General features: G+C 63.0%; 10 protein-coding genes. 2 read left to right on the forward strand and 8 right to left on the reverse strand.

The genetic code is table 11. The annotated features are described in order from the left end of the window. Positions 1 to 3: 3 nt before the first annotated feature. Positions 4 to 1,128 (forward strand): acyl-CoA dehydrogenase family protein, encoded by a 1,125-nt coding sequence (locus AT302_RS18940; RefSeq protein ID WP_058379775.1) that lies wholly within the window; start codon positions 4 to 6, stop codon positions 1,126 to 1,128. Positions 1,129 to 1,217: 89 nt separating this feature from the next. Here the strand turns inward: AT302_RS18940 and AT302_RS18945 are convergent, their stop codons facing one another. From AT302_RS18945 to AT302_RS18955, 3 genes are all read right to left on the reverse strand, one after another. Next, positions 1,218 to 2,396: a GGDEF domain-containing protein gene (locus AT302_RS18945; RefSeq protein WP_058379776.1), complete on the reverse strand. Its 1,179-nt coding sequence runs from the start codon at positions 2,394 to 2,396 to the stop codon at positions 1,218 to 1,220. Between the two features lie 129 nt (positions 2,397 to 2,525). After that, a complete protein-coding gene (locus AT302_RS18950) occupies positions 2,526 to 3,428 on the reverse strand; it encodes a pirin family protein (protein WP_058379777.1) in 903 nt (300 codons plus the stop codon). A gap of 6 nt (positions 3,429 to 3,434) precedes the next feature. Beyond that, a complete protein-coding gene (locus AT302_RS18955; RefSeq protein ID WP_058379778.1) occupies positions 3,435 to 4,190 on the reverse strand; it encodes an isochorismatase family protein in 756 nt (251 codons plus the stop codon). Positions 4,191 to 4,397: 207 nt separating this feature from the next. On the opposite strand from AT302_RS18955, the gene AT302_RS18960 reads away from it, so the two are divergent. Further along, positions 4,398 to 5,315, forward strand: a complete 918-nt coding sequence (locus AT302_RS18960; RefSeq protein ID WP_058379779.1) for a LysR substrate-binding domain-containing protein — start codon at positions 4,398 to 4,400, stop codon at positions 5,313 to 5,315. A 45-nt stretch (positions 5,316 to 5,360) separates the two neighbouring features. Here the strand turns inward: AT302_RS18960 and pgm are convergent, their stop codons facing one another. The 5 genes from pgm to pgi all read right to left on the reverse strand — a co-directional run bounded on the left by pgm (position 5,361) and on the right by pgi (position 12,773). Further along, a complete protein-coding gene (gene pgm / locus AT302_RS18965; protein ID WP_237171968.1) occupies positions 5,361 to 7,058 on the reverse strand; it encodes a phosphoglucomutase (alpha-D-glucose-1,6-bisphosphate-dependent) in 1,698 nt (565 codons plus the stop codon). Beyond that, a complete protein-coding gene (gene tkt / locus AT302_RS18970) occupies positions 7,055 to 9,217 on the reverse strand; it encodes a transketolase (protein ID WP_058380432.1) in 2,163 nt (720 codons plus the stop codon). Before tkt ends, pgm begins: the two co-directional genes overlap by 4 nt. A 25-nt stretch (positions 9,218 to 9,242) precedes the next feature. Continuing rightward, positions 9,243 to 9,944, reverse strand: coding sequence for an HAD family hydrolase (locus AT302_RS18975; protein WP_058379781.1), 702 nt, complete (start codon positions 9,942 to 9,944; stop codon positions 9,243 to 9,245). Between the two features lie 24 nt (positions 9,945 to 9,968). Continuing rightward, positions 9,969 to 11,042, reverse strand: a complete 1,074-nt coding sequence (gene gnd / locus AT302_RS18980; protein ID WP_058379782.1) for a phosphogluconate dehydrogenase (NAD(+)-dependent, decarboxylating) — start codon at positions 11,040 to 11,042, stop codon at positions 9,969 to 9,971. Between the two features lie 69 nt (positions 11,043 to 11,111). After that, on the reverse strand, positions 11,112 to 12,773 hold the full coding sequence (gene pgi / locus AT302_RS18985) for a glucose-6-phosphate isomerase (protein ID WP_058379783.1): 1,662 nt from the start codon (positions 12,771 to 12,773) through the stop codon (positions 11,112 to 11,114). Positions 12,774 to 12,918 lie beyond the last annotated feature (145 nt).

Here is a 12,918-nt window from a genome sequence, read left to right on the forward strand (position 1 = left end):
GCCATGAACTTCTCGACAAACGAACTGCAACGCATGCTGCAAGACAGCGCGCTCGACTTCGCGCGTGCTCACGGCGACTACGAGCGCCGCCGCAAGCTCATCGCCAGCCCCGCAGGGTTCAGCGAAGACGACTGGCGACTGATGGCGGAACTGGGCTGGTTCGCCGTGTTGCTGCCCGAGGCCATGGGCGGCATCGGGGGCGGCCCGGTCGAAGCCATGCTCATTACCGAAGCGCTCGGGCAGTCACTGGCCACCGAGCCGTTCTTGTCCACGGGAGTGCTCGGCGCTCGCGCCATCAGTGCGCATGGCACGCCCGCGCAGCAGGCAGTCCACTTGCCGGGTATCGCAGAAGGCAAGCTGCGCACCGCATTCGCATATTACGAACAGGGGGCGCAGCAGAACCGGTACTGGTCGCAGACATCAATGAGCGCGGTGGCTGGTGGCTGGGTTCTCAGCGGCGACAAGCACATGGTGTTCGACGGTCCCTCAGCCGGTCTCTTCATCGTGGTGGCCCGTAGCGCAGGGGCAGCGCACGAGCGCGACGGGCTTACGGTGCTGCTGGTGCCCGCCGATGCACCGGGACTCACGCAGCACGCATTCACTCGTCTTGACGGGGGCCGTGCGTGTCATCTGTCATTCAATCAGGTCGCACTCAGTCAGGAGAGCGTGCTGGGTGAGCCCGGGCGTGGTGCCGAGGTGATCGACGATCTGTTCGGCTGGGGCATTGCGGCGCTGTGCGGTGAGGCGATGGGGGCAATGCAGGTGCTGCACGACGCGACGCTCGATTACCTCAAGACGCGCCAGCAATTCGGCCGGCCCATCGGCAGCTTTCAGGCCCTCGCGCATCGGCAGGTCGATATGTACGCGGCACTGGAGCAGACCCGCTCCATCGCGCTCGCCGTCAACATGGCCATTGCCGACGACCTGCCAGAAGCCTCACGCCTGCAATCGATGGCGAAGTTGCAACTCGGGCGGGCGGCCAGCATCGTCGGTCAGGGCGCGATTCAACTGCATGGCGGCATTGGCATGACGGAGGAGTTGAACGTGGGGGCGTACTTCAAGCGGCTGAGCGTCATGAACGTGCAATTCGGCACCGCCGAGCATCATCTTGCGCGTCTGGCTGAGTGAGCTTTTGGGTGACCGGAGAGCCGCATCGTATCGCGCGGCTGACCGCGCTTACACGCTTACACACTTACACACTTACGCGCTTACGACGCTTACGACGCTTCCATCAACGCGAGCGACCGGTACGCCACCGATGGCGCGACGACGACGCAGTTTCTGCCGTTAGCTTTCGCGGCATAGAGGGCCGCGTCGGCTCGCGCCATCACGGCGGCCAACGTATCGCCGTCACCGAATTCATCGACACCGGCACTCAGGGTCGACACCACGTCGCGCCCCTGAACGCCCGCCCCGGAAGCTGCCACGATGGCGCGCAACCGGTTGACGAGGCGGCCGGCGTCTTCGCGCGTCGTCGACGGCAGCAGCAGCGCGAACTCCTCGCCGCCGATGCGGCCAACCAAATCCCCTTGCCGGACTTCGCGAGAAATCACTGACGCCACGTGGGCGAGCGTCTTGTCGCCCGCCGCGTGCCCGTACCGGTCGTTGGTGACTTTGAAGTTATCGATGTCGAGGATCGCAATCGATAACGTGGACCGGGTCGCGACGGCGGCTTCGAGGATGGCCTCCGCCCGCGCGATGAAGGCACGTCGTGCCAGCACGCCGGTCAGGTCGTCGAACGTGGCCAGTCGCTCCATACGGTCTGCCAGACGGTCATGCGCCAGCATCACCATGCCGACCGACAAACACGGCAGCGTCAGCGTCGCCATGCCGAGGAACATGACGTTCAACGGCGTCGCCTGCAAGAACACGGTTTCGTGGGCAAACCCCAGTCCGTAGGCAATGCAGCGCACGCCATGCACGACGGCACCCAGCACGGCTGCGATCGACACGAAGTAGTAAGCGTATTTGGGTCTGCCGAGGGGCCGGTACTTCAACACCATCCAGCCGATCTGGAACCGCACATAGGCGATGAACCCGGAGACCATGGCGCTGCGCGCGTCCACGTGGGGCGACAGGAAGGTCCAGTAGACCAGCAGCACGAGAATGGCGACGACCGCCACGTATTCCCAGGCGAACGTGGTTCGGGTATGAAGAAATTGCCGGAAGCCGTAAAGCCCGAGCATCGAGGCGCTCACCAGCAGACTGCTTGCCACCACGACGATCATGTCGGTCGGCCCGGCCAGCAGTAGCCCCGCCGTGACGGCTAGCATGGCGCTGGCGACGCCCCATAAGCGTATTCCCGGGACGCCCGTCTGGAAGAGCGAGCCAAGAATGGCAACGCTCATGACGCACGACAGAATCGCAATGCTGATGAATACGGCCGAAATGGACATAGCTACGGGACGGGGGGTCTGTGTTTCACATATGTCCGCCAGCATAGCCGAAGTCGATGACCCCGCATCGCCGTTGATGAGAATTGCAACGAAACGGGATGCACCGCCCCATGCGACCCCGGCATATCGCTACCGTGGTTCGTGGTTAGTCGGAACCGGTGGCATCACAAGCTGCCCGAGCTCACCTCGCTGATACGCCTTGATCCGGTCCTCAAGCTGTTCACGGGTGTTCATGACAAACGGGCCATGCTTGGCGATCGGCTCGTGCAGGGCAGGACCGGAAAGCACGACAAAGTGGCTGTCCCCCTCGGCGGCGAGCCGAACGGCAATCGCCTCCTGCGTCGCGTGTTCGTCGAAAGCCACGGCGATGGCCTCGCCCTCGCTCAAGTGCCGCACGTCCTCATCGACCGTCACGAGCAAGCCGCCCGAAACCGCATAGATCATCGCGCTCCACCCCCGCGGCAGATCATGGCTGAATTCGGCCAACGGCCAGAGAAAACCATCGAGCAGCGTGAACGGCTCGGGCAGTTGCTGCGTGTGAGGTGCTACCACGCCATTGCTGCTGCCTGACGCCACCCGCACACGCACGCCCTTCGTCCTGAACTCCGGAGTTTCATGGGGCTCTGCATGCACGGCATAGGGCGCATCGAACTTCTTGCTGGCAGGCAGATTGACGAAAATCTGCAACGCATGCACATGCTGATTCTCGCCTTCGGGCTGCTCCGTATGTACGGCACCACGCCCCGCCGCGAACCAGTGCAACGCCCCCGGATGAATCGGCCCGTGATTGCCGAGCGAGTCGTAGTTGACGTGAGCCCCCACGGCGTCCTCGAACATATACGTCACCGCCGAAATGCCCGCATGCGGATGCGGTGCAAACGTGGGCCCGGTCATGTGGAAGTGATCGAGCATGACGACCGGGTCCATCAGGCCGTCGAATGCCCGCTCTTCAAAGTGCTTGGCCCGAAAGGCGTCGCCAATGGTCATGTCATGACCGGTGACGACTTTCGAGATACGTGCGAACGGATTCATATCGGCTTACTTGCTCAGCGCGCTCTTGTACTGCCACACGAGGTTGGCAAACGGCATATCCAGATCGGCGTAGACCTGTGCAGCCTTGGGATCGTCGTTGCCGTGCAGCATTTCCACGCCCGCCGTGGCGTAGTCGGTGACGGGAATGCCAGCACCGGCGAGTCGTTGCAGGCCGACTGTGCGCTTCGCATCGGTGAACGTGCCCGAGGCATCCAGCACGACACGCGGATCGTAGCCTGCCGCCTTGAGCGACAGTGCCGGGAACGTGGCACAGACTTCCAGCGACACGCCCGCAATCAACACCTGCTTGCGGCCAGTCTTCTCGATGGCGGCACGCACGTTGGGATCGTCCCACGCGTTGATCGACGTCCGGGCAATCACCGGCACGCCCGGCAATGCGGCGGTCAGTTCGGGGATGGTCGGGCCCCACATGCCGTCGGGTACGGTGGCCGTCATGATGACCGGAATGCCGAGCGTCTTCGCGGCCTTGGCCAGCGCCACGACGTTGTGCTTGAGTTGGCCGACATCCATATCGCGCACGCCGGTGAACAGGCCGATCTGATGATCGACCAGCACCAGCACGGTGTTATCACGCGAGAGCAGCGAGTACGGTGCCCCCGAGGGAGCTAGAGCGCTGGCAGCGTTGGTGGCATTGGCAGCATTAGCGACAGGGGCTGCGCTGGCGGTAGTCGCCGTCACAGCGGAAGTGGTGGCGACGGCAACGGCGAGCGCAGCGGCTTTCAGGAGAGGATTGGTTTTCATGGTCTTTGGGGAAACGTAGGCATCTGGATCTGGAAAAGGCCCGGCACCTCTGCATCTCTGTGCCGCCGCCTGACTGTCCGGTACCCATCGGCACCGGTTGAAATGAATCATATTTACGCAACGACAATAGATAAATATGTCATTTGACAACCAATCGTTGCATGTATAGAACGATGAATATTGCCCACCTGTCCCTGCGGATGCCCGATGAACCCCGTTTCTGTCGATTTGAATGACCTCTATCTGTTTGCGCAGGTGGTTGAGCAGCATGGATTTACCGCGGCGGGAGACCGGCTCGGCATCAGCAAGTCGCGAATTTCCCGCCGCATTACCGATCTGGAAACCAACCTTGGTGTGCGCCTGCTCCACCGCACGTCGCGGCGGCTGAGCCTGACCGACGCCGGTCAGGACCTCTACGAGCATTGCAAAGCCATGATCGCGGAGGCCCGCGCGGGTGAAGATGCGGTGCGGCAGCGCACCGTCGAGCCCTCAGGCCTCGTGCGCGTGAGCATGCCGGTCGTCGTGACCGACATCGTGCTGGCCAAGCTGCTGCCCCGCTTCATGCAGCAGTACCCCAAGGTCAGGCTGGCCGTGCAGGCCAGTAACCGGCAGGTGGATCTCATCGAAGAAAACATCGACGTCGTCGTGCGAGGGATGGCGGTAGAAGTGGAGTCGTCGAGTCTGGTGCAGGCCCCGTTATGCACGGTGCGCTGGGGGCTGGTCGCGAGCCCCGCCTATCTGGCGCGTCACCCGGCGATCGATCGTCCGGATGCGCTACCGCACGGCGACCTGATGGTCTACGCGTCGATCAACGAGCCGGTCACGTCGTTGCGGCTGATCGGCGGGGACGGCACCGTCACCACGCCGATCGCTCACACGCGGTTGCAAAGCGACAACATTGCCGCGTTGAAGGAAGCCGCTTTGGCCGGCATGGGCATCGCCAGCATGCCGTTGTATGCGTGTGCGAACGAAATGGACGCCGGTCTGTTGCAGGGGGTGTTGCCGGAATGGCGCTCCCGGGAAGGCCGCCTCGCCATCCTGTTCCCCACACGGCGAGGCATGATGCCCGCCGTGCGCGCGCTGGTCGATTTTCTGAAGGAGGCGCTGCCCCCGCTGCTGCAATAGGCGGCGGGTGGCGGCGGGTGGCGGCGAACGGCAACGCCCATGCGATCACGTCGACGTATTGGCCGCGTCCCCCGCCAATGCCTGATCGACGAGTGCCTGTGCCTCACTCAGCAATTGCTGCAAGTGGCTGTCGCCCAGAAAGCTCTCCGCGTAGATTTTGTAGATGCTCTCGGTGCCTGAAGGACGCGCCGCGAACCAGCCATGATCGGTGATCACTTTCAGCCCGCCGATGGGCGCATCGTTGCCGGGGGCGCGTGTGAGGATCGCGTTGATGGGCTCACCTGCCAACCGTGTCGAATGGATCTGGCCGGGCGACATCGCGGCGAGGCGGGCTTTCTGTGCCGGCGTGGCGCTCGCCTCGCGACGCGCCTCGACGGGCGCCCCGAGGGTTTCGGTCAACTTCACGTAAAGCTCACCGGGGTCGCGCCCGGTGCGCGCCGTCATCTCACCCGCCAGTAATGCCGGAATCAAGCCGTCCTTGTCTGTGGTCCAAGCCGTGCCATCCCGGCGCAGAAAACTCGCGCCTGCGCTCTCCTCGCCCGCGACCGCCAGCGAGCCGTCGAGAAGCCCGGGTGCGAACCACTTGAATCCAACCGGGACTTCGTAAAGCCGCCGCCCGAGCTTCGCCGCCAGACGATCGATCAACTGGCTGCCGACCACAGTCTTGCCAATTGCTGCGCTAGCTGGCCAGTCCGGACGCTCGGCAAACAGGTACTGAACCAGCACCGAGAAATAGTGGTTGGCAGGCAGCAGGCCAACGCTCGGCGCCACAATGCCGTGGCGGTCGTGATCGGTATCGCACGCGAACGCCACGTCGAATTTGTCTTTCTGCGCGATGAGGCGCTGCATCGCGTAGTGCGACGACGGGTCCATACGAATCTGCCCGTCCCAATCGGCCGGCATGAAGCGGAAGGTCGGGTCGACCGTCTGGCGCGTGACTGAGAGATTCAGGTCGTAACGATCGGCGATCGCCTGCCAGTAATGCACGCCCGCCCCGCCCATCGGATCGACCCCCATGTGAATGCCCGTATCGCGCAGCAACGTCATGTCGACGACGTGACGCAAGTCGTCGACATAGCTGTTCAGAAAGTCGTAGCCGTGTGTCGTCGAAGCGCGCATCGCCTTGTCGAAACTGACGCGAGGCAGCGTGCGCAGCCCGTCGCGCAGCAGATCGTTGGCTTGCGCCTCGATCCAGCCGGTGATTTCGGACGACGCCGGACCGCCATTCGGCGGGTTGTACTTGATGCCGCCGTTGTCCGGCGGATTGTGCGACGGTGTGATGACCACGCCATCGGCAAAGCCAGCAGTGCGCCCGACGTTGTGCGTCAGGATTGCGTGAGAGACGGCGGGCGTCGGCGTGTATTCGCCGCCGGCGGCCACCATCACATCGACGCCGTTGCCGGCGAACACTTCCATCGCACTGGCGAACGCGGGTTCCGATAGCGCATGGGTGTCGATGCCGAGGAACAACGGGCCATCAATGCCGTGCGCACTGCGATAGCGGCAGATTGCCTGACAGACGGCGAGCACGTGTGTTTCGTTGAAGGTCGCGAGTGACGACACGCCGCGATGGCCCGACGTGCCAAACGCCACGCGCTGCGCGGCCACTTCCGCATCGGGGATTCGCACGTAGTAGGCCGTGACCAGCCGGGCGATATTGACGAGATGATCCGGCGACAGCGTCTTGCCCGCGAACGGACTGTCCGGCGGACTCGTTTGCGTCGGCATTAACAAATCATTCATGGTGTTTTCCCTGCAATGTTGGCGGGTGAGCGAGGCTTGACGCCATGGCTCATGATCTGCGCCTTGGCGGCGGCGACGACATGGGTAACATCGAAGCCGAAGTGGCGCGCAAGCGCTTCACGCGGTGCCGACATGCCGAAGGTGTGCAGGCCCAGAATGGCGCCACCGATGCCTGTATAGCGCTCCCATCCGAACGACGACGCCTCTTCGACGGCCACACGGGCTGCGAGCTCGGGCGGCAGCACGCTATCGTGATACGCCTGCGACTGGCTTTCGAACACCTCCCACGACGGCATGCTGACCACACGCGCCAGAATGCCTTCACGCCGGAGTTCGTCGTAGGCAGCCACGCATAACGCGACTTCGCTGCCCGAGGCGAGCAGCAATACGTCGGGCGTCGTGTCTTCCAGACCGGCGTCAACGCAGGCGTCGATCAACACATAGGCGCCGCGCGAGACCCCGCTGGCACTGGCGTAGCGAGTTCGGTCCAGCACGGGCAACGGCTGGCGCGTCAGGGCCAGACAGACCGGCGTGTGGCGCAGCGTCATGATGAATCGCCACGCCTCCACCACTTCGCCGGCATCGGCCGGGCGCATGACGATCATGCCCGGCATGGCGCGCAGCGACGCCAATTGCTCCACTGGCTGATGCGTCGGCCCGTCCTCTCCGAGACTGATGGAGTCGTGCGTCCAGATGGTGATGAGCGGCAACTCCATCATCGCGCCCAGCCGCAACGCTGCCCGGCAGTAATCGGTAAAGATCAGAAAGCTGGACACAAACGGGCGCAGCAACGACAGACTCATGCCATTGGCAATGGCGCACATGGCATGCTCGCGCACGCCGAAATGAAAATTCCTGCCGGCATACGTGCCGTCGTCATCCGGCGCAGGCGGCTGGAAATCGCCCGCACCGTCGAACGTCAGCCGTGTGAGCGTCGAGGGCGACAGGTCGGCAGCGCCGCCGATCAGCCACGGCACACGTGCGGCAATGGCATTGAGTACTTTGCCCGATACGGCACGCGTGGCGATGTCGGGTGCCGGTGCATCGAAAGTGGGTAGCAAGGCGTCCCAGTCCGAGGGCAACTTGCGGGCGCTCATCTGCGCCAGCGCGTCCGCCAGATCGGGATACTGCGCGCGATAGGCTGAGAACTGAGTCACCCATTCGGCGTAGGCCTCGGCTCCACGGCGACCGAAGTTGTCGCGCAAGTGTTCTGTCACGCCGTCCGGTATGTCGAACTGTTTATCCGGATCCATGCCGTAGAACTGCTTGGCCAGCCGGACTTCGGCCTCGCCCAGAGGCTCGCCGTGCGCTTCGCGGGTGTCTTGCCGGTGCGGTGCACCGTAGCCGATATGGCTTTGCACAACGATCAGGGTTGGCGCGTCGTCCGTATCGAGAAAACGCTGATACGCCGCGCTCAATTGCGCGAGGTCGTTCGCGTCGCTCACGCGTTCCACATACCAGCCGTAAGCGACGAACCGTGCCGCGACATCTTCAGTGAATGCCAGTCGCGTCGAGCCTTCGATGGTGATGTGGTTGTCGTCGTAGATCCAGCATAAGTTGGCCAGCTTCAGGTGGCCCGCCAGCGACGCCGCTTCCGCGCCCAGCCCTTCCATCATGTCGCCATCGCCACATAGCGCGTAGACGTTATGGTCGAACAACGCAAACCCGGGGCGATCGTAGGTGGCACTGAGCCATCGCTGCGAAATCGCCATGCCGACGCTGGTGGCAATGCCCTGCCCCAGCGGCCCGGTGGTGGTTTCCACGCCGGTCGTCCAGCCGTACTCAGGGTGCCCGGTGCAATGGCTGCCCGCCTGACGGAACGTCGTCAGGTCCTGCATCGTGATGGCCAGACCGTCGTACGTTTGCGGTGTCGGCGCGTCGGGGTCCTCCCCCTTCACATCGCACAGGTGCAGCAGGCTGTAGAGCAAGGCGCAGGCGTGACCATTGGAGAGCACAAAGCGGTCTCGATTTAGCCAGTGCGGATGGCCGGGGTCGTAGCGCAGAAACCGTTGCCACAGGCAGTAAAGCGTCGGGGCTGCATCCATGGGCGTGCCCGGATGCCCCGACTGCGCCTTTTGCACCGCATCGATCGAAAGCGTGCGCAGCGTGTTGATGCACAACAGGTCGGGATCTTGTTGTTGTATGACTGACGGCTCCATCGAATCACCCCGCATTGGAAATCGACTAGCGTGAGCGTGCGGCAACTGGCTCGGTGCTGACATTTAGCGCAGAGAAGTCCTCTGCCAGCAGGTCACCGATGCGCTCGATGGTGATGTCCGGCGGGGCGTAGCGGGCGATCGCTTCTGCGTCGAGCGCGTAGTGCCCCTGACGCGGGAACACCGTTGTCAGCCGTTCTCCCCAGACACCCTTCATGATCGACAACAGCCGCAGCTTGTCGTCCACCATCACGTAGCGCCGCGCCGGAAAATCTTTCTCGATGGCGTCGAGCATCAGTTCCTTGTGCACGTAAATGCGCACCCGACCTTCGACGGCATCCCAAAAGCCCGCACGCGCAATCTTGCGTGGTTGGAAAACGGCGTCACCGTCAGACACGATGACGGTCGGTCCCCATCGATGCAGATGCGCGATGACTGCCAGTGCGCTCGGATACCGAAGCGTCTCGAAGGGATAGTCCAGCAGGAACGCCGACATCGACAACATGCGCGGGTCGTTGATGTCGTCCAGCCGAAAACACTGAAGCGCGCCAAGGTAGTCGACGTAGCCGATCTGCAAGCGCAGCGATTCGAGAATCGAGAAATAGCGCGCGCACATGGCGTCGTCAAACGATTCGGTCAGGCGCGTTTTCAGGTCGGCCAGAAAGCGATCGTTGTCCAGCAGGGTGTTATCAACGTCGAGCAGGAAAACGACGTCATGCGGCGCGCTCATCATGCGATTCCTCGATTGGCCCTTTCAGGCATCTTTTGCGGGCGGCGACGATGGTGACGGGGACGATGCCTCTGCATGGCCGCCGAATTCCTGCCGCATGGCCGACAGCACTTGGTTCGCAAACCCCGCCTGCCCGCGCGAACTGAAGCGCGAGAACAGCGCCGCACTCAACACAGGGGCCGGTACGGCTTCGTCGATGGCGGCTTCCAGCGTCCAGCGGCCCTCGCCCGAATCCGAGACGTGTCCGGTGAACTGGTCAAGGGCAGGGTCTTTGCGCAACGCGTTGGCAATCCGGTCGAGCAACCACGAATCGATCACACTGCCGTGCCGCCACACTTCGGCAATCTCGGGCAGCGCAAAGTCGTATTGGTAGTACTCGGGATTTCGCATCGGCGTCGTCTCGGCACCGACCTCGTGCGTGTGCTTGCCGATGCCCGCCTGCTTGAGGATATTCAGGCCTTCGGCGATGGCGGCCATCATGCCGTACTCGATGCCGTTGTGGACCATCTTCACGAAATGCCCTGCGCCATGCAGGCCGCAATACAGATAACCGTATTCGGCCGTGGCGCTATCGTCGTCCCGCGCATGTCCGTTGGGCGACGGCGTGACGTTTGCCGCCCCGGGGCCGGCGTTTCCGCCCGGCGCAAGGGCACGAAAGATCGGCGTCAGGTAAGTCACGATGTCTTGTTCGCCGCCGATCATCAGGCAATAGCCGCGCGTCAGTCCGGCGATACCGCCGCTGGTGCCGACGTCGACAAAATGAACGTTCTTTTCGGCGAGTTCGGCACCACGCCGAATCCCATCGCGAAAACTGGAGTTGCCGCCATCGATGACGATATCGCCCGGCGAGAGCATCGGGGTCAGTTCTGCAAGCGTCGCTTCGACGGCGCCCGCCGGCACCATCAACCAGAGAATGCGAGGCGCTTTCAACATCGACATCATCGCGGCGAGCGATTCTGCGCCGGTGGCACCCTCGGCTTGCAATGTCTCCACCGCCGCGGGGCGCACATCATGAACTACACATTGATGACCGTGACGTGTCAGACGGCGCACAAGGTCTGCGCCCATACGCCCCAATCCAATCATGCCAACTTGCATAGCGTTCCTCCTGTCGTTGATCAAGCGAGTGAAGATGCTGAGTGCTGCAATGACGACGTTGGCATTCGGCTACCGTGCGCGGCGTTCGCGGCAGTATCGAATCAATGCGCGGCTGGAACTGTCGAGCGCGGGTGCCACCGAGCCGTTGAGCGCGGCCAGCGTGCGCTCGGCCAACGATTTTCCTAACTCTACGCCCCATTGGTCGAAGGCGTCGATATGCCAGATTGTGCTCTGCGTGAACACGCTGTGTTCATAGAGCGCCACCAGCGCACCGAGTGTGGCGGGATCGAGCGCATCGGCCAGCAGGGTATTGGTTGGCCGGTTGCCTTCGAATACGCGATGGGGCACCAGCCAGTCGGGCACGCCCTCGGCCCACACCTCGTCGTTGGTCTTGCCGAACGCCAGCGCTTCGGTCTGCGCAAACAGATTCGCCAGCAGCAGTTCCTGATGATTGCCGATTGGATGCGTGGCCCGGCAAAATCCGATGAAGTCGCACGGCACCATGCGTGTGCCCTGATGCAGCAGTTGATGGAACGAATGCTGGCCGTTGGTCCCCGGCTCGCCCCAGTAGATCGGGCCGGTCTGGTAGTCGACGGGCGCACCGTCGAGCGTCACGTGCTTGCCGTTGCTCTCCATGGTCAATTGCTGCAAGTACGCCGGAAAGCGTTGCAGGTCGTGCGCATAGGGCAGCACAGCAGCGGTTTGCGCATCGAAGAAGTTGTTGTACCAGACGGACAACAGCCCCATGAGCACGGGCAGGTTCTGCGACAGCGGCGCCGTGCGGAAATGCTGATCCATGGCGTGAAATCCTCCGAGCATCGATCGGAAATTTTCAGGCCCCACTGCGAGCATGGTCGACAAGCCGATGGCCGAATCCATGGAATACCGGCCGCCATCCCAGTCCCACAAGCCGAACAACTGCCGCGCGTCGATGCCGAACTTCGCGGCGGCTTCGACATTGGTCGACACGGCGACAAAATGCCGGGCCACCGCGCGCTCGTCGCCCAGCGAGCGCACGATCCATTCACGTGCCGTGGCGGCGTTGGTCAGTGTTTCCTTCGTGCGAAAGGTCTTCGAGCAAACGATAAAGAGCGTTTCGGCGGCGTCGAGGTCCTGCGTCGCTTCGAGAAAGTCGCTGCCGTCCACATTCGAGATGAAGCGGAACACCATCTCTTGCGACGCGTACTGCCGCAGCGCGTGATAGGCCATTACCGGGCCGAGGTCCGACCCACCAATCCCGATGTTCACAACATTGCGTATACGTTTGCCGGAGTAGCCACGCCATTCACCGCGATGCACGGCCGAGGTGAAGGCGCTCATCCGGTCGAGCACAGCGTGCACCTCTGCCACGACATCGCGGCCATCGAGCAGGATCGTCTCCGTGCGCGGTGCGCGCAACGCAATATGCAGCGCCGCGCGGTCCTCGCTCACATTAATTTTCTGCCCCGTGAACATCGCTTCGATTTGCCGGGGCAGCCCGCAGGCGTTTGAGAGCGAGACGAGCAGATCGATCGTCTCGGTGGTGATCAGGTTCTTGGAATAGTCGAGGTACATCCCGCAGGCTTGCAGCGAAAAACGCTCCCCTCGGGTGGCATCGGCCGAGAAGAGCTGTCTCAAATGCACCCGTCGCATGCGCTCAACGTGTTGCGTCAGGGCATGCCACGCGGGTAGCTCGGTCAACCTCGCCTTTAATTCGGGACGTCCGGCATTGGCATATGCGTCTTCGCTCATGGTGTTTAGCGTTCTCACTGCGTTGAAGTTTCGGACTGCGTCGTTGGTTTCACGCTCGCTCGCCACGGGCAATAACGAACGGGAAGACGCCTGCATCGAGCCTCTCCGATTCGACACGCGTCGTCGGTCCGCTGGCGTACGCACA

Origin of the sequence: Pandoraea norimbergensis, from assembly GCF_001465545.3 — a bacterium.
Lineage (GTDB): Bacteria > Pseudomonadota > Gammaproteobacteria > Burkholderiales > Burkholderiaceae > Pandoraea > Pandoraea norimbergensis.